The following is a 16,111-nucleotide window of genomic DNA, read 5'->3' on the forward strand; positions in this document are numbered from 1 at the left end:
GGGAGAGCTGCTCAACGAGATGGACGGGCTCACCGAGGACGCCGACGTCGTCTTCGTCCTGACCACCAATCGGGCCGATTCCCTCGAGCCGGCGCTGGCCGCGCGGCCCGGGCGGGTGGACCAGACGGTGGTCCTCGACCTACCCGACGCCGCCGCCCGTCGCGTTCTGTTCGACCTCTACCGGCGGTCGCTGGAGGTGGACACCTCCCGGCTGCACGATGTGCTCGCGCGGTCGGAGGGGGTGACGGCGTCCAACCTCTGCGGAGCTGCTGCGCCGGGCGGCTCTGCTGGCGGCGACCCGCACCCCGGCCGGCGAGCGGCTGGCGGTGTCGGCCGAGACCTGACCGCGGCACTGGACGAACTGCTGGACACCCGCAACGCGATGACCCGCACGTTGCTGGGCAGCGTGCCCGGCCGAGGGCAGCGCGTCAGTTCATGGGCTCCTGGTAGCCGGCCCACACGCCCCGGACGTGCTGGATGTGCCGGCGCATGAGGTCGGCCGCTTCCGCCGCCCGCCCGTGGACGACGAGCTCGACGATCTCCTCGTGCTCGGCCGCGGACCGGCCCAGCTCGCCGCGATCGGCGAGCTGCTGGAGGCCGTACAGGCGACTGCGGGCCCGCAGGTTCGCCACCAGGTCGACCAGATGCCGGTTGCCGGTGAGCTCGAGCAGCGCCAGGTGGAACTGCCGGTCGGCCTCCACGTAGGCGAGCAGGTCGCGCTCTGTCGCCAGCCGCACGATCGTGCGTGCCATCGGCCGCAGCGCCTCGGCGCGGGGACGCATCGCGTCGTCCATCGCCGAGGCGACATCACCGACGGCCGGTACCTCGATGAGCTGGCGGAGGTAGGTGATCTCGTCGAGGTCCTTCTCGCTCAGCTCGCTGACCCGGAAGCCCTTGTTCCGGACCGGCTCGACCAGGCCTTCCCCGGCGAGGTCGAGCATCGCCTCCCGGACGGGCGTCGCCGAGACCCCGAACTTCTCCGCCAGGGTGGGCGCGGAGTACAGGACGCCGGGACGCATCTCTCCGGTGACCAGCGCGGCCCGCAGTGCCACCGTGATCTCCTGCCGCAGGTTCCTGCGCTGCCCGACCTGCGGCAGGGACAGGTCGTCGGCGCCGGCGTCCCTGCGCGGCGTCTTGACGGAGGCAGACTCCACTGTGCTCACCTATCTCAACGTGAATCCCAGGCCGACCGGGTCGTCGGGCTCCAGGACGAAGACATGTTCCCCCGTGCGGTGGGCGCTGCCCTGCACCTCCGTCACCACGGCCCCGCGCGAGTCCACGGAGACGTGGTCGACGACCCGTCCGATGAAACGGGTGCCGACCACCGAATCGTGCACCAGGACGTCGCCGGTGCCGAGCGCGCCCTCGTCGGCGAGCAGGGCCAGCCGGGCGGAGGTGCCCGAACCGCACGGCGAGCGATCCACCTCGCCGTCGGCGAAGACGACCATGTTGCGCTGCCGGACCTCGCCCGGTGCGCGGCCGAGGTCCTCGTAGAGGATCGTGCCGTAGACGCCGTCCAGGCGCCGGTCCACCGGATGCCGCGCCCACTCCGTCGCCTGGAGCGCGTGCTTCACCTGCCGGCCGGCGGCGAGCAGGTCGGCGTAGGCCTCGGGCCGGACCGTCAGGCCGAAGGCCGCCGCCGGCACGGACGCGTAGATGGCACCTCCGTAGCTCAGGTCGGCGCGGACGGTGCCCCGGTCGGTCGGCACCTCGACGTCCCGGCCCAGGACGTACGCGGGGATGTTCCGGAAGGCGACCTGCCGCACCCGGCCGGCGGCGCAGGTGACCCGCGCCGTGACCCGGCCCGACGGCACGTCGATCACCACGTCGGTGTCCCCGTCGGGATCTGTGGGCACCAGCCCGCTCTGCACCGCCCATGCGCCCAGGGCGATCGTGCCGTGACCGCAGGCGGTGGAGTAACCGTCCTTGTGCCAGAACAGCACGCCGAAGTGCGCCCCCGGGTCGTCCGGGGGGACGACGAAGCCGCCGTACATGTCCGCGTGGCCGCGGGGCTCGTTCACCAGCAGCCGGCGGACCGCGTCGACCGCCGGGTCCTGCTGGGCGAACGAGCGCCGCGCCAGCACCGTGTCACCGAGGATTTCCGGGAACCCGGCGGTGACGATGCGGAACGGCTCCCCGGCGGTGTGGTAGTCGGTCGTGGTGATCCTGGTGCTGTTCCCACCGGGGACGGCGTCCGGCGCCGTGTTCTCGGACATCACGCGCCCAGGTAGGCGTCGATGACCCGGTGGTCGGCGGCCAGCTCCGAGGCCGGCCCTTCGAGGGTGATCTGGCCGCTCTCGACCACGTAGGCGCGGTGCGAGATGCGCAGTGCCGCCCGGGCGTTCTGCTCCACCAGCAGGACCGAGGTGCCCGACCGGTTGATGCGCTCGACCAGCTCCATGATCTGCGTGACGATCAGCGGGGCCAGGCCCATGGACGGTTCGTCGAGCATGAGCAGTCGCGGCCCGGCCACGAGCGCCCGCCCGACGGCCAGCATCTGCTGCTCGCCCCCGGAGAGGGTGCCGCCCTGCTGGCCACGGCGTTCGGCCAGGCGGGGGAGGATGTCGTAGACCTCCGCGATCCGCTGGTCGACGACCTTCTCGTCCTTGACCAGGTAGCCGCCCAGCTGGAGATTCTCGTGGATGGTGAGGCGGGAGAAGATCCGCCGTCCCTCCGGGACGTGGATCACGCCGCGACCGACGATGTCCCACGGCTTGGCCTTGGTGACGTCCTCCCCGAAGGCCACGATCCGGCCGGACTGGGCGGGGACGACGCCGGACACCGAGGCCAGTGTCGTCGTCTTCCCGGCGCCGTTGTTGCCGAGGAGGGCGACGATCTCGCCCTCCCGGACCCGGATCGACAGCCCCCGCAGGGCGTGGACGCGGCCGTAGAAGACGTCGAGGTCCTCGATCTCCAGGGCCACTCCGCTTGCCGGCTCACTCATGCGGCACCTCCGTGTCACCGGCCTGCGGCTCGTCCTCGTCCTTCCCCAGGTAGGCCTCCAGCACCGCCGGGTCCCGGCGGACCTCCTCGGGCGTTCCGTCGGCGATCTGCTTCCCGAAGTTGAGGACGACGATGCGCTGGGACACCTGCATGACCAGCCCCATGTCGTGCTCGATGAGCACCAGGGCGACCCCGAGCGCGCTGATCCGGCGCAGCAGGTCCAGCAGTTCCATCTTCTCGCTGTGGTTCAGTCCCGCGGCCGGCTCGTCGAGGAGCAGGAGCTTCGGGCCGCGGGCGAGGGCCCGGGCGATCTCCACCCGCCGCTGCTCGCCGTAGGGCAGGTTGCGCGCGGGCCCGCCCCGGTCGCCGCGCAGACCGACGAAGTCCAGCCAGCGGTTGGCCTCCTCGGTGGCCTCCCGCTCCGACCGGCGGAACCGTGGCGTGTGCAGCAGCGCATCGAGGGCGCTCTGCTTGATCCGCAGGTGCATCCCCGCGCGCACGTTGTCCAGCACAGTGAGCTCACCGAACAGCCGCAGGTTCTGGAAGGTGCGCGAGACCCCACGGCCGGCGATCGCGGACGGCCGCGCGCCGGTGATGTCCTCACCGTCGATGAGCACCGTGCCGCCGGTCGGCTTGTAGAACCCGGTGATGCAGTTGAACGCGCTCGTCTTGCCCGCACCGTTGGGGCCGATCACGGACAGGATGTCCCCGTCGTAAGCCGAGAACGACAGGCCGTCGACGGCCTTGATCCCGCCGAAGTCCAGGTGCAGGTCCTGGACGTCGAGCAACGGCCGCGGGCCGCCGTCCGGCGGGGTGCTGGGCGCTCCGCCCGGGGAGACGCTCACTGCGCCTGCCATGCTTCCTCCTTCTCGGCCGGGTCGGGGCGCCGGTCCGGAGCCCGTTCGGACGCGGTGGAGGGCCAGAGGCCCTGCGGGCGGAAGATCATCACGACGATCAGCAGCACGCCGAAGACGAAGAACCGGTAGTCGGCCGCATCGCGCAGCAGCTCCGGCAGGAGGCTGACGAAGATCGCCCCCAGGACGACGCCCGGCGTGGATCCCATGCCGCCGAGGACGACGGCCATCAGGATGAGGGCCGACCAGAGGAACGTGAAGCTCTGCGGCGAGATGGCCGTCAGCTGGGCGCCGAAGAGGATGCCGGCCAGACCGCCCCAGACCGCACCCGCGATGTACGCCGCCAGCTTCAGCTTGTAGGTGTGGATGCCCATCGCCTCGGCGGCATCCTCGTCCTCCCGGATGAACCGCCAGGCCCGTCCCATGCGGCTGCGCCCCAGCCGGGCGGCCCCGACCACGGCGAGGGCGACGATCACGACGACCGCGTAGTAGAACGCGACGGGGTCGCTCAGATCCAGCCCGAAAAGGTCCAGGCCCGGGATGCCGTAGATGCCGGACGGGCCGCCGGTGACGTCCAGGTTGTTGGCGGTGATCCGGATGATCTCGCCGAAGCCGAGCGTGACGATGGCCAGGTAGTCGCTGCGCAGCCGGAGTGTCGGCCCGCCGATGATGATGCCGGCGAGCACGGCAGCGACCAGCACCACGGGCACGGTTGCCAGCAACGACCACCCGTAGGTGGTCGCCAGGATGCCGCTTGCGTAGGCGCCGATGGCGAAGAACGCGGCGTACCCCAGGTCGAGCAGCCCGCAGTAGCCGACGACGATGTTCAGCCCGACGGCGAGCATCACGAACAGCGCGGCGGACGTCATGACCGACAGCGAGTAGTTCGTGGCACTGACGAACGGGGCGAGCAGCGCCACCGCGAACCCGATCCAGCCCAGCCGGCGGTCGCCGAGGAGCCGGTTGAGGACTCCGGCGCGGGCGGTGCCGGCGGTGGTGGGAGCTTTCTTCCGGTTCCAGAACATCAGACACGCTCCGTCACGCGTTCGCCCAGCAGTCCGGTCGGGCGCAGGGTGAGGAAGAGGATGAGGAAGCCGAAGGCGAAGACGTCGCGCCATTCACCGCCGAGCCAGGCGGTGCCGAAGGTCTCCAGCATCCCGAGGACCAGGCCCCCGAGCATGGCGCCCTTGATGTTGCCGATCCCGCCGATCACCGCGGCCGTGAAGGCCTTCAGGCCGATGAGGAAGCCCATCAGGAAGTCGATCTTCCCGTAGTAGGCGCCCGCCATCACACCGGCGGCACCGGCCAGCGCCGAGCCGATGAAGAACGTCCGGGCGATCACCGAGTTGACGTTGATGCCCATGTAGAGCGACGCCTTCGGGTCCTGCGAGATGGCCCGCATCGCCCGGCCGGTCCCGGTTCCCATGATCAGCCACTGCAGGCCGATCATGAGCAGGATCGCGATGGCGACGAGGGCTAGCTGCTGGAGGGTGACGCGGGCACCCAGCACGTGGACCGTGGTGCCCTCGAGCCGGATCGGGTAGACCTGCGGGTTCGGCCCGGCGACCAGGCGCATGCCGTACTCGAGGGCGAAGGACGCGCCGACGGCGGTGATGAGGACCGAGAGCCTGGGTGCGCCCCGCAGCGGCCGGTAGGCCACCCGCTCCAGGATGAGCCCCGACGTGCCGGTGGCGAGCATGGCGACCAGCAGGACGACGAAGAGCGCGAGGAAGCTGGCAGAGGTGGCCATCGCCCCCGCCATGGTGAGCAGCCCGAAGCCGGCGAAGGCCCCGAGCATGTAGATGTCGCCGTGGGCGAAGTTCAGCAGCTTGATGATCCCGTAGACCATGCTGTAGCCCAGTGCGACCAGCGCGTAGAACGAGCCGACGAACAGCCCGTTCCAGAGTAGTTGCGACAAAGGTCTGCCCTCTCATGGAAGAACTGGCCGGCGCGCCGGGGCGCGCCGGCCAGTTCCGCGGCTCATTCCAGTGGGTCCTCGAGCTGGAACTCCCCGTCCTGGACGGACAGGATCAGGAAGCCACCGCTGCTCAGCGTGTGGTCCTCGGTGAACTGGAGCGGGCCCGAGAAGAGCTCGAAGCCGTCGATGGCCTCCAGTGCCGCGATCACCTCGTCGGTCTCCGTCGAGCCGGCCTCGCGGAGCGCCTCCGCCGCGACCCGGACGGCGTCGTAGGCCTGGGTGGAGTACGGGCCGGGATCCGCCCCGAACTTCTCGGTGTAGCTGGCGATCCAGTCCTCCGCGCCGGGGATGGTGTCCGGCGTCTGGGTCATCGTCGCGAAGACGCCCGCGGCGTTCTCCGCTCCGGCGATCTCGACCAGCTGCTGGTCGACCGAGCCGTCGGCCACCATGATGGGGCCGGTGTAGCCCGCCTGCCGCAGCTGGCGGATGATCAGGCCGCCCTCCTGGTAGTACCCGGTCCAGTAGACGAAGTCCGGGTTGGCCTGCACCACGGCGTTGACGTTGGCGCTGTAGTCGCTCTCGCCGGCGGTCACCGACTCCTGGAGCACCAGCTCGGGGCCCTCGCCGCCTTCCAGCAGCTCAGCCGTCTGCTCGGCGATGTCCGTGGAGTAGCTGGTGTTGTCGTCGACGATGGCGACCCGGGTGGCGCCCTGCTTCTCCATGAACTCGACGGCGGCCTGTGCCTGCTGCGTGCCGGTGCCGTTGATCAGGAAGACGTTCTCCAGCCCCTGGTCCACGAGTTCGGTGGAGTTCGCGGCGGGGATGATCATCGGGACGCCGGCCTTGTTGAAGATGGGCAGCGTCGGGAGGGTGGCGCCCGAGCAGTAGCCGCCGACGGAGATCTCCACGCCCTCGGTGACCAGCTTGTTGGCGGCGGCCGTGGCGGTGCGGGGGTCGCACGCGCCGTCCTCGATGACGAGCTCCAGCTCCCGACCGTCGATGCCGCCGTCGGCGTTGATCTCGTCGACCGCGAGCTGTGCGCCGTTCTGCATGTAGGGGCCGATGGCGGCGCTGCTGCCCGACAGCGGCGTGATCATGCCGAGAGCGATCGGCTCGTCGGAGCCGGCGGCCTCGTCGTCGCCGGAGAGAAGTCCGCCGCCGCATCCGGTGAGGACGAGCGACGCGGCGAAGACGCTGGCGAAGGTGGCGGATCGGCGCCTGGGCCGACCGGTCATCGGGGTCATGGACGGCTTCCTTTCTCGCGGTGACGGCCCTCTGGCGCGGCACCTGGACGGGAGAAGCGAGCTGTAACGTGTGATGTGGCACATACCAAAGCAGACGTTCCGCGTCCTGCAAAGAGCCAGGCACCGACTGGGTGCGGACGTCGCCGAAACGAGACATTCGCTGGCTTTGAGGCCAGTAGCATGGTACATAGCACCGACGTTTCCCTCGGAGAGAGACAGGCGATCGCCATGACTTCGAACCCCCGTCCCGCCGGATCCGCCGGTGCCCGCACCCAGCCGTGGCACGGCGTCCTGGTCGCCACCGCGCTGCCGTACCGCGCTGACCTCTCGGTCGACTTCGACGCCTACGGCGAGCACGTCCGCTGGCTCGCCGACAACGGCGTCCACGGCGTGACACCGAACGGGTCGCTGGGCGAGTACCAGGTGCTGACGCCGGAAGAGCGGGCGCGGGTCGTGCAGGTCGCGGTCGACGCCTCACCCGAGGGCTTCTCCGTGATGCCGGGCGTCGGTGCCTACGGCGCCTTCGAGGCGCGGCGCTGGGCCGAGCAGGCCGCCGAGATGGGGGCCCAGGTCGTCATGGCGTTGCCGCCGAACGCGTACCGGGCCGACGAGCGGGCCGTCGTGGAGCACTACCGCGAGATCAGCAAGGCCGGCCTCCCCGTGACGGCGTACAACAATCCCATCGACACGAAGATCGACCTGACGCCGCAGCTGCTCGCCCGCCTCCACGGGGAGGGGCTGATCGTGGCCGTCAAGGAGTTCAGCGGTGATGTCCGGCGGGCCTACGAGATCGCCGAGCTCGCACCTGGGCTCGAGGTGATGATCGGGACCGACGACGTGGTGTTCGAGGTCGGCCTGGCGGGTGCGACCGGCTGGGTCGCGGGGTACCCCAACGCGTTCCCCCAGGCCTCCGTGCGACTGTACGAGGCCTCCCTCGCCCGCGACCTGGAGACCGCCCTGCCGCTCTACCGGCTGCTGCACCCGCTGCTGCGGTGGGACTCCAAGACCGAGTTCGTGCAGGCGATCAAGCTCTCCATGGACATCGTCGGCCGCACCGGTGGGCCGTGCCGGCCGCCGCGGCAGCCGCTCCTGCCGGAGCAGGAGAAGGTCGTTCGCGAGGCCACCGAGGCGGCGCTCGCAGCAGGGCTGTCCTGAGCCATGCGGGCCCGTCGGCTGGTGCAGGCTGTCGACTCCCACACGGAGGGCATGCCCACCCGGGTGATCACCGGTGGAGTGGGGATGCTCCCCGGGACGACCATGATGGAACGTCGGCGCTGGTTCATGGAGAACAGCGACGACCTGCGCACCCTGCTGATGTACGAGCCGCGGGGGCACGCCTCGATGTCCGGGGCGATCCTCCAGCCGCCGACGCGCCCCGACGCGGACTGGGGAGTGCTCTACATCGAGGTCTCGGGCTGTCTGCCGATGTGCGGGCACGGCACGATCGGCGTCGCCACGGTGCTCGTCGAGACGGGGATGGTGCCGGTCACCGAGCCGACGACGACGATCCGCCTGGACACCCCCGCCGGCCTGGTCGTCGCCGAGGTCGCGGTGGAGGACGGCGCCGCCCGGTCGGTGACCATCCGCAACGTGCCCTCGTACAGCCATGCGCTCGACGCCACGGTCCCCGTCCCCGGGCTCGGCGTCGTGCGCTACGACCTGGCCTACGGCGGCAACTTCTACGCGATGGTGGAGCTCGACGAGCTCGGCCTGCCCTACGACCGGGCGGAGAAGCAGCGCCTCCTCGACGCGGGGCTGGCGATCATGGCGGCCATCAACGAGCAGGCCCAGCCGGTGCACGTGGCCGACCCGGCGATCACCGGCTGCCATCACGTCCAGCTCATCGCGCCGGGGTCCGACGCACGCCACTCCCGCCACGCCATGGCGATCCATCCCGGATGGTTCGACCGCAGCCCCTGCGGCACGGGCACGAGTGCCCGGATGGCGCAGCTGCACGCGCGCGGTGAGCTGGGCCTGCATGCCGACTTCGTCAACGAGTCCTTCATCGGCACCCGGTTCATCGGGCGGCTGGTGGAGGAGACGACCGTCGGCGGCAGGACGACCGCAGTGGTCCCCACGATCACCGGGCGGGCGTGGGTGACCGGCACCGCCCAGTACGTGCTCGACCCCACCGATCCGTTCCCCGCAGGCTTCCTGCTCTGACGCTGTCCCTCCTCCGACGCTAGGAGATCTCCCGTGATCCGCAGCTCCTCCCCGCAGAACCCCGACGATCTCGTCCTCGAGGTCCCGACCACGAGCCCGGACGAGGTCGAGAAGGCCGTCCAGCGTGCCCGGTCCGCCCAGCGCGGGTGGGGACGGGGCCCGGCCGCGGCGCGGGCGACGGCCCTGGCCGGCGCCGCCGAGGCGGTGGCCGGTGCATCGGCCGAGCTCGCCGACCTGATGGTCCGCGAGGTGGGCAAGCCGCTGGGGGAGGCGCAGGGCGAGGTGGCGCGCGCGGTGGCGATCCTGCGGTACTACGCCCAGCAGGTCTTCGACCCGGTCGGCGCCGTGCACGAGCCCTCCGTGGCCGGACTGCTCTACACGCGGCGTCGGCCGCTGGGCGTGGCCGGGCTCATCACGCCGTGGAACTTCCCGCTCGCCATCCCGCTGTGGAAGGCAGCCCCGGCGCTGGCGTTCGGCAACGCGGTCGTCATCAAGCCCGCACCCCAGGCCACCGCGGTCGCCGTCCGGCTGGCGGAACTCCTCGCTACGTCCATCCCCGAGGACTTGTTCGCCGTCGTCCCCGGCGAGGCCGAGACCGGGCGCGCCCTCGTGGCGGGAGCGGACGTCGTCTCGTTCACCGGCTCGACCGCCGTCGGGCGCAGCGTGGTCGCCGCCGCCACCGAGGGTGGTGTGCCCGTCCAGGCGGAGATGGGTGGGCAGAACCCAGCCATCGTGCTGCCGGACGCCGACGTGGCCTCGACCGCAGCGCAGATCGCCGCCGCCGCGATGGGGTTCGCCGGGCAGAAGTGCACGGCCACCAAGAGGGTGATCGTCGTCGGCGACCCGGCGGCGTTCCGCGATGCCTTGGTCGCCGCGGTCGAGGCCATGGTCGTGGGGGACCCCGCCGATGCGGCGACCACCGTCGGCCCCGTCATCGAGGAGCGGGCGCGGGACCGCGTGGCCGACTCTGCGGCTGCGGGGGTCGCGGCCGGAGGTCGGCTGCTCACCGGCGGGGCGCGACTGGACCGACCCGGCTGGTTCGTCGGGGCGGCCGTCCTCGAGGAGGTGCCGCTGGATCATCCGCTGTCCTGCGAGGAGGTCTTCGGGCCGATCGTCACGCTGCACCCCGCGGCCACCCTGCAGGAGGCGGTGGAGCTGGCCAACGGGGTGGAGCAGGGGCTCGTGGCCGCGGTCTACACCCGGGACCTGGCGGCGGCACTGGCCGTCTCCGACCGGCTGGAGGCCGGCCTGGTGAAGGTGAACGCGCCCACCACCGGGGTGGACTTCTACCTCCCCTTCGGTGGCGAGAAGTCCTCCAGCGTGGGCCTGCGCGAGCAGGGCAAGGCGGCCCAGGACTTCTACACCTCGGTGCACACGGTGACGCTGGCGCCCGGGGCGGGGGAGCTGCCCTTCGGTGGGCTCGGCGCCTGATGGCCCCTGCGCTGCCGCTCCTCACCGCGGAGGAGCAGGGCATGCTCGCCGGCGATGCCGGCCCGGCGACGGCGCTGGGCATGCGGCTGGTCGTCGGGGTCGCGCGCGCCACCGGTGCCGAGCGTCTCGTGGAGGTGGCGTCCGCCCACGGTGACGGCTGCCTGTACCACGGTGCGGCGGGCCTGGAGTTCACCGAACGCCTGGTGGAGTTCGGGGGACGGGTGCGGGTGCGGACGACCCTCAACGTCGGGTCGCTGGACCTGCTCCACCCCGGCACGGTGCGCGCCGACGCCGCGCTGGACACGAACGCCCGGCGGCTGATGGACGCGCACGTCGCTCTGGGTTGCGAGCCCACCTGGTCGTGCGCGCCGTACCAGGCCGGCCACCGCCCGTCGATCGGCAGCCATGTCGCGTGGGCCGAGTCCAACGCCATCGCGTTCGTCAACTCGGTGCTCGGTGCCCGCACCGACCGTTACGGCGACTTCCTGGACCTCGCCGCGGCGATCACCGGGCGGGTCCCGTTCGCGGGCCTGCACCAGGACGAGGGCCGCCGTGCAGAACTGGTCCTCGACCTCTCGGGCGTCCCCGGTGAGCTGCTCGACCACGACGCCGCGTGGCCCGCCGTCGGTGCGCTGCTCGGGGACCTGGCCGGCACCCGCGTCGCGGCACTGGTCGGCCTGCCGGGCGACCTGACCGACGGCGGCACGACGGAGGACCGGCTCAAGGCACTCGGGGCGACCGCCGCGTCCACGGGTGGCGTCGCGCTCTTCCACGTCATCGGCGTGACCCCCGAGGCATCGACCCTCGGTGCGGTCGCACGGTCGGGCGCGCCGGTGATCCCGGTGACCGCCGCCGACCTGCGTGCCGCCCGTGACCGGCTGAGCACGGTCACCGAGGGGCGGCTGGACGCGGTGAGCCTGGGCACACCCCACTTCTCGGTCGCCGAGTTCGCCGCGCTCGCCTCCGCGCTCGCCGGCGGCCCCGCGTTCGCCCGGTCGCTGACCGTCTACGTTTCCACCAGCCGGGCCGTGCTCGAGCAGGCGCGTGCGCTCGGCTACGCCGACACGGTTGAGGGGGCCGGGGCGCGGATCGTGACCGACACGTGCACCTACGTCACCCCGGTGCTCGACCCCGGGGTCCGCACCGTCATGACCAACTCGGGCAAGTGGGCCTGGTACGCGCCGGCCAACCTCGGGATCGACACGGTGCTCGGCAGCCTTCCCGAGTGCGTCGCCTCCGCCCGCGCGGGAGAGGTGGTGCGCGATGGGCGCCTCTGGGGCTGAGGTCCGCGGCCGCACGCTGACCGGCCGGTCCCTGCACCCGGGCAGCGGCACCGGGGCTCTGCTCCCGCTCGGAGCGGCGTTGTCCTTCTGGGGCGGGGTCGACCAGGAGGGGACGGTCGTGGACCACCACCACCCCCAGCACGGGTCGAGCGTCACCGGGCGCGTGGTCGCGATGCGATCGGGGCGGGGGTCCAGCTCCTCCGCGGCGGTCCTGGCCGAGCTGATCCGGTCCGGCCGGGCCCCGGCCGCCCTCCTGCTCGTGGAGCCCGACAGCATCCTGGTCGTCGGTGCGCTCGTCGCGGCGGAGATGTACGGCACCTCGATGCCGGTCGTCGAGGTCACCCCTGATCAGCTGTCCGGGCTGCCCGGCGGCGGTCTCGCCCACGTCGCCGCCGGGGAAGCAGCCGGACCGGCCACCGTGACCGTGGAGGAACCGTGACGACGGCACCGCCGTACCTGGACGAGCGCGCGATCTTCGAGCTGGCGCCCTGGCCGGATGCCGTCGCCGCCGTCGAGCAGGTCCTCCTGGACGGGCTGGACCCGGACCGGGTCCCGCAGCGGTCGATCGTCGACGTGCCGCACGGGCAGCTGCTGCTCATGCCGGGGACGACACCGACCGGCGTCGGCGTCAAGCTGGCCACCGTGGCACCGGCGAACCCCGACCGGGGGTTGCCCCGCATCCAGGCGGTCTACGTGCTCTACGACCCGGAGTCCCTCGCCGTCACGGCGCTGCTGGACGGGACGGCGCTGACCACGGTGCGGACACCGGCCGTCTCCGCTGCGGCCGTGCGGCACCTCGCGCTCCCGTCCGCCCGGCGGCTGGTGGTCTTCGGCTCCGGGCCGCAGGCGTGGGGACACGTGGAAGCGGTCCGCGCCGTGCGTCCCGTGGCCGAGGTCGTGGTGGTGGCGCGGCGGCGGGCCGGAGCGGAGGCGCTCGCGAGCCGGTTGGCCGCGACAGGTGTCGCGGCACGGGCCGGCGACGCCGAGGACGTGACCACGGCCGACATCGTGGTCTGCGCGACCACGGCGCGAGAGCCGTTGTTCGACGGCGCGCGGCTTCCGGGCCACGCCTGCGTGGTGGCGGTGGGCTCGCACGAGGCCGAGGCCCGCGAGCTGGACGGGACGGTGCTGCGCCGGGCCGACCGGGTGGTGGTGGAGGACGCCGGGGTCGCGATGCGCGAGGCCGGCGACGTCATCCAGGCGGTGGCGTCGGGCGACCTCGCCGAGGGGGAGCTGATCGGCCTCCGGGACGCGGTACGGCTCACGCCCGAAGCCGGAGGATCGGTGTTCAAGAGCGTCGGCATGGGCTGGCAGGACCTGGCCGTGGCCCAGCTCGTGCACCGCCGCTGGCAGGAGGTGCACGGTGCCTGAACGCGGCACGGACGTGGTCGTGGTGGGCGCCGGCATCATCGGCGCGGCCTGCGCTCTCTACGCCGCCCGGGCCGGCCTGTCGGTCACCGTCCTCGATCGCGGGTCGGTGGGCGCAGGCACGACCAGCCGGTGCGAGGGGAACATCCTCGTCTCGGACAAGGGAGCCGGCCCCGAGCTCGACCTGGCACTGGCCTCCCGCTCGCTCTGGCTGGAACTGGCGGCCGAGTACGGCGCCGACCGGTTCGAGCTGGAGGAGAAGGGCGGGCTGGTCGTCGCGACCGGCGAGGCGGGCATGGCCTCGCTCCGCCGCTTCGCCGTCGGTCAGGGGGCGGCGGGGGTGACGGCCGAGCCCGTCACCCCCGACGGCCTGCGCGCCCACGAGCCGAACCTCGCCAGTGGGCTGCCCGGCGGCGTGTACTACCCGCAGGACCTGCAGGTGCAGCCGGTGCTGGCCGCGGCGTCGCTGCTGGCGGCGGCCCGCGACCTGGGGGCGCGCGTCGTCACCGGTACCGAGGTGACCGGGGCGGCCAGGGGTGCGGACGGCCGCCTCACCGCCGTGCACACCCGGGATGCCACCTACCCGGCCGGCGCGGTGGTCAACGCCGCCGGGACCTGGGGCGGCGACGTGGGCGAGCGGCTCGGCGGCTCGGTCCCGGTCCTGCCCCGCCGTGGCTTCATCCTGGTGACCGAACCGCTGCCCCGGGTGATCCGGCACAAGGTGTACTCGGCGGACTACGTGGAGAACGTCGCGTCCGACGATGCGGGCCTGGAGACCTCCGCCGTCATCGAGGGCACCCGCGGTGGAACGGTCCTGATCGGGGCGAGCCGGGAACGGGTCGGATTCGACGAGACGCTCTCGGTGGAGGTGCTGCGCCGGCTCGCGGCGCAGGCGATCCGGTTGTTCCCGTTCCTGGCGGACGTCCGGCTCATGCGCAGCTACCGCGGCTTCCGTCCGTACTGTCCCGATCACCTGCCCGTCGTCGGGCACGACCGCCGGGTCCAGGGGCTGCTGCACGCCTGCGGGCACGAGGGCGCCGGAATCGGGCTCGCGCCGGCGACCGGGCGCCTCATCGCCGACCTGCTGACCGGTGCACACCCGCTGGTCGACCCCGGCCCTTTCGATCCGATGCGCTTCGCCATGGAGGACGTATGACCGAGCTTGCGAGGTCACGGAGGGACACAGCACCGCCGGTCACGTGGCCGACGAGCGCCAGCGAGGAGGACTTGTGACCGAGCCGAGCTTCACCTTCGACGGCCGACCCGTGCCCTTCGTCGCCGGGCAGAGCGTGGGAGCGGCCCTGATGGCCGCAGGCATCCGGTCCTGGCGCACCACCCGGGTAGAGGGGCGCCTGCGCGGGCTGTTCTGCGGCATCGGCATGTGCTTCGACTGCTTGCTGGTGCTCGACGGCCGACCCAACGAACGTGCGTGCCTGGTGCCGGCCGACACCGGTATGCGCGTGGAGAGCCAGGAGGGGACGGGCCATGGACACCTCGCGGTCTGACCGGGTGCACGACGTCGTCGTCATCGGAGGGGGACCGGCCGGCCTGGCCGCCGCAGGGCGAGCCGCGGCTCTCGGGGCCGACGTGGCGGTGGTCGACGCAGCCGTGATGCCGGGCGGACAGTACTGGCGGCAGCCGGCTGGGGATGTCCTGGCCGGGTCCGTGACGCACCTGCACCACGGACTGTCGACCTACCGTGCCCTGACCGGGCAGCTCGCCGGGATCGCGGCCGGGGGTGGGTACTACCCGCGGCACTCCGTCTGGACCGTCGGTCGCGACGAGTCCGGCTTCGTGGTCCGGGCGCTCACCGGCACGGGTGCCGGTGAGTACGAGGTCGAAATCCGCGGTCGCCGGCTCGTGCTGGCGCCCGGCGCCTACGACCGGCAGGTCCCCTTCCCCGGCTGGGACCTGCCCGGGGTGATGACCGCCGGCGGGGTCCAGGCCCTGCTCAAGGGGCACGCCGTGACGGCCGGGCAGCGGGTCGTCGTCGCGGGCACCGGCCCCTTCCTGCTGCCGGTGGCGGCCGGGTTGGCCGAGTCCGGTGCCACCGTCGTCGGTGTCCTCGAAGCCGCCTCGCCGCTGGCCTGGGCGCGGCACGCCGGTGCCGTGCTGCGCAACGTCGGCAAGCTGGGCGAGGGAGCGGGCTATGCCCGTGCCCTGGCGCGGCACCGGGTACCCGTGCGGACGCGGACCGCGGTGCTGGAGGCCTCCGGGGACGGGGTGCTCGAGCGGGTCACCACCGTCCGCCTGGACCGGCACGGCAGGGCGCTGCCCGGCACCCGGACCACCGTCGAGGCGGACACGCTGGCCGTCGGCTGGGGCTTCACCCCGCAGCTCGAGCTGCCGCTGGCCCTGGGCTGCGCCACCCGTGTCGACGTCGACGGCTCGCTCGTCTGCGTGGTCGACGACGAGCAGCGCAGCTCGGTGGCCGACGTGTTCATCGCGGGGGAGGCCTGCGGAGTGGGGGGAGCGGACCTCGCCGTGACCGAGGGGGAGATCGCCGGCACGGTCGCGGCCGGCGCCGCAGTCACCGATCGTCGGCTGCTGCGCCGCCGGGCGGCGCTGCGTCGGTTCGCCGTCGCCATGCACGCCGCGCACCCGGTGCCCTCGGCTTGGATGGAGCGGTTGACCGACGCCACGGTGCTGTGCCGATGCGAGGAGGTGACGGTCGGCCGTGCCCGGGAAGCACTCCTTCTCGGGGCGGACGACGCCCGGTCGGCGAAGCTGCTCACGCGCCCCGGGATGGGGTGGTGCCAGGGGCGGGTCTGCGGATACGCGACCTCGTGCCTGATGTCGGCGTGGTCGGGGCGGCCTGCCTCGCCTGCATCGATGGCCGCCCGCCCGGTGGCCGCGCCCCTCCGGCTGGGCACCCTGGCCGCGGCCGACGACCGCGCTCCCGGCTGA

16 protein-coding genes and 1 pseudogene are annotated in these 16,111 nt (G+C 72.6%); 10 read left to right on the forward strand and 7 right to left on the reverse strand.

From position 1 onward, the window contains the following. Nucleotide 1 precedes the first annotated feature (1 nt). Nucleotides 2-493: pseudogene (locus QOZ86_RS17260) on the forward strand (AAA family ATPase); the annotation flags it as partial. Here the strand turns inward: QOZ86_RS17260 and QOZ86_RS17265 are convergent. The 7 genes from QOZ86_RS17265 to QOZ86_RS17295 all read right to left on the reverse strand — a co-directional run bounded on the left by QOZ86_RS17265 (nucleotide 429) and on the right by QOZ86_RS17295 (nucleotide 6,959). Beyond that, nucleotides 429-1,154: a GntR family transcriptional regulator gene (locus QOZ86_RS17265; protein WP_284493208.1), complete on the reverse strand. Its 726-nt coding sequence runs from the start codon at nucleotides 1,152-1,154 to the stop codon at nucleotides 429-431. The pseudogene QOZ86_RS17260 and the gene QOZ86_RS17265 overlap by 65 nt on opposite strands. A gap of 9 nt (nucleotides 1,155-1,163) precedes the next feature. Beyond that, nucleotides 1,164-2,216 carry a proline racemase family protein gene (locus tag QOZ86_RS17270; protein WP_284493209.1) on the reverse strand — a complete coding sequence of 351 codons (1,053 nt, stop codon included), beginning with the start codon at nucleotides 2,214-2,216 and terminating at the stop codon, nucleotides 1,164-1,166. Then, on the reverse strand, nucleotides 2,216-2,944 hold the full coding sequence (locus tag QOZ86_RS17275; RefSeq protein ID WP_284493210.1) for an ABC transporter ATP-binding protein: 729 nt from the start codon (nucleotides 2,942-2,944) through the stop codon (nucleotides 2,216-2,218). Before QOZ86_RS17275 ends, QOZ86_RS17270 begins: the two co-directional genes overlap by 1 nt. Then, nucleotides 2,937-3,800 (reverse strand): ABC transporter ATP-binding protein, encoded by an 864-nt coding sequence (locus QOZ86_RS17280; protein ID WP_284493211.1) that lies wholly within the window; start codon nucleotides 3,798-3,800, stop codon nucleotides 2,937-2,939. The genes QOZ86_RS17275 and QOZ86_RS17280 overlap by 8 nt, the downstream gene beginning before the upstream one ends. Further along, a complete protein-coding gene (locus tag QOZ86_RS17285) occupies nucleotides 3,785-4,822 on the reverse strand; it encodes a branched-chain amino acid ABC transporter permease (RefSeq protein ID WP_284493212.1) in 1,038 nt (345 codons plus the stop codon). Before QOZ86_RS17285 ends, QOZ86_RS17280 begins: the two co-directional genes overlap by 16 nt. Continuing rightward, nucleotides 4,822-5,715: a branched-chain amino acid ABC transporter permease gene (locus QOZ86_RS17290; RefSeq protein ID WP_284493213.1), complete on the reverse strand. Its 894-nt coding sequence runs from the start codon at nucleotides 5,713-5,715 to the stop codon at nucleotides 4,822-4,824. Before QOZ86_RS17290 ends, QOZ86_RS17285 begins: the two co-directional genes overlap by 1 nt. Before the next feature lie 62 nt (nucleotides 5,716-5,777). Continuing rightward, a complete protein-coding gene (locus QOZ86_RS17295; protein WP_284493214.1) occupies nucleotides 5,778-6,959 on the reverse strand; it encodes a branched-chain amino acid ABC transporter substrate-binding protein in 1,182 nt (393 codons plus the stop codon). A gap of 228 nt (nucleotides 6,960-7,187) precedes the next feature. Between QOZ86_RS17295 and QOZ86_RS17300 the strand changes: the two genes are divergently transcribed. From QOZ86_RS17300 to QOZ86_RS17340, 9 genes are all read left to right on the forward strand, one after another. Beyond that, nucleotides 7,188-8,114, forward strand: coding sequence for a dihydrodipicolinate synthase family protein (locus QOZ86_RS17300; RefSeq protein ID WP_284493215.1), 927 nt, complete (start codon nucleotides 7,188-7,190; stop codon nucleotides 8,112-8,114). Between the two features lie 3 nt (nucleotides 8,115-8,117). Then, complete coding sequence (locus QOZ86_RS17305) at nucleotides 8,118-9,122, forward strand: proline racemase family protein (protein ID WP_284493216.1); 1,005 nt, start codon at nucleotides 8,118-8,120, stop codon at nucleotides 9,120-9,122. A 33-nt stretch (nucleotides 9,123-9,155) separates the two neighbouring features. Beyond that, nucleotides 9,156-10,553 (forward strand): aldehyde dehydrogenase family protein, encoded by a 1,398-nt coding sequence (locus QOZ86_RS17310; protein WP_284493217.1) that lies wholly within the window; start codon nucleotides 9,156-9,158, stop codon nucleotides 10,551-10,553. Continuing rightward, a complete protein-coding gene (locus QOZ86_RS17315; protein ID WP_284493218.1) occupies nucleotides 10,553-11,836 on the forward strand; it encodes an aconitase X in 1,284 nt (427 codons plus the stop codon). The genes QOZ86_RS17310 and QOZ86_RS17315 overlap by 1 nt, the downstream gene beginning before the upstream one ends. Further along, nucleotides 11,817-12,275 carry an aconitase X swivel domain-containing protein gene (locus QOZ86_RS17320; protein WP_284493219.1) on the forward strand — a complete coding sequence of 153 codons (459 nt, stop codon included), beginning with the start codon at nucleotides 11,817-11,819 and terminating at the stop codon, nucleotides 12,273-12,275. Before QOZ86_RS17315 ends, QOZ86_RS17320 begins: the two co-directional genes overlap by 20 nt. Continuing rightward, nucleotides 12,272-13,207 (forward strand): ornithine cyclodeaminase family protein, encoded by a 936-nt coding sequence (locus QOZ86_RS17325; protein WP_284493220.1) that lies wholly within the window; start codon nucleotides 12,272-12,274, stop codon nucleotides 13,205-13,207. The genes QOZ86_RS17320 and QOZ86_RS17325 overlap by 4 nt, the downstream gene beginning before the upstream one ends. Beyond that, on the forward strand, nucleotides 13,200-14,360 hold the full coding sequence (locus QOZ86_RS17330) for an NAD(P)/FAD-dependent oxidoreductase (RefSeq protein WP_284493221.1): 1,161 nt from the start codon (nucleotides 13,200-13,202) through the stop codon (nucleotides 14,358-14,360). The genes QOZ86_RS17325 and QOZ86_RS17330 overlap by 8 nt, the downstream gene beginning before the upstream one ends. Nucleotides 14,361-14,433: 73 nt before the next feature. After that, complete coding sequence (locus tag QOZ86_RS17335) at nucleotides 14,434-14,709, forward strand: (2Fe-2S)-binding protein (RefSeq protein WP_284493222.1); 276 nt, start codon at nucleotides 14,434-14,436, stop codon at nucleotides 14,707-14,709. After that, nucleotides 14,690-16,111 (forward strand): FAD/NAD(P)-dependent oxidoreductase, encoded by a 1,422-nt coding sequence (locus tag QOZ86_RS17340; RefSeq protein ID WP_284493223.1) that lies wholly within the window; start codon nucleotides 14,690-14,692, stop codon nucleotides 16,109-16,111. The genes QOZ86_RS17335 and QOZ86_RS17340 overlap by 20 nt, the downstream gene beginning before the upstream one ends.

Source organism: Blastococcus capsensis (assembly GCF_030165005.1).
Taxonomy (GTDB): Bacteria; Actinomycetota; Actinomycetes; order Mycobacteriales; family Geodermatophilaceae; genus Blastococcus; species Blastococcus capsensis.

Excerpts from the sequence above, each read along its gene's own strand:
- QOZ86_RS17270 (WP_284493209.1), bottom strand. The coding sequence starts at position 2,216 with ATGTCCGAGAACACGGCGCCGGACGCCGTCCCCGGTGGGAACAGCACC.
- QOZ86_RS17275 (WP_284493210.1), bottom strand. The coding sequence starts at position 2,944 with ATGAGTGAGCCGGCAAGCGGAGTGGCCCTGGAGATCGAGGACCTCGAC.
- QOZ86_RS17280 (WP_284493211.1), bottom strand. The coding sequence starts at position 3,800 with ATGGCAGGCGCAGTGAGCGTCTCCCCGGGCGGAGCGCCCAGCACCCCG.
- QOZ86_RS17285 (WP_284493212.1), bottom strand. The coding sequence starts at position 4,822 with ATGTTCTGGAACCGGAAGAAAGCTCCCACCACCGCCGGCACCGCCCGC.
- QOZ86_RS17295 (WP_284493214.1), bottom strand. The coding sequence starts at position 6,959 with ATGACCCCGATGACCGGTCGGCCCAGGCGCCGATCCGCCACCTTCGCC.
- QOZ86_RS17300 (WP_284493215.1), top strand. The coding sequence starts at position 7,188 with ATGACTTCGAACCCCCGTCCCGCCGGATCCGCCGGTGCCCGCACCCAG.
- QOZ86_RS17305 (WP_284493216.1), top strand. The coding sequence starts at position 8,118 with ATGCGGGCCCGTCGGCTGGTGCAGGCTGTCGACTCCCACACGGAGGGC.
- QOZ86_RS17315 (WP_284493218.1), top strand. The coding sequence starts at position 10,553 with ATGGCCCCTGCGCTGCCGCTCCTCACCGCGGAGGAGCAGGGCATGCTC.
- QOZ86_RS17320 (WP_284493219.1), top strand. The coding sequence starts at position 11,817 with ATGGGCGCCTCTGGGGCTGAGGTCCGCGGCCGCACGCTGACCGGCCGG.
- QOZ86_RS17340 (WP_284493223.1), top strand. The coding sequence starts at position 14,690 with ATGGACACCTCGCGGTCTGACCGGGTGCACGACGTCGTCGTCATCGGA.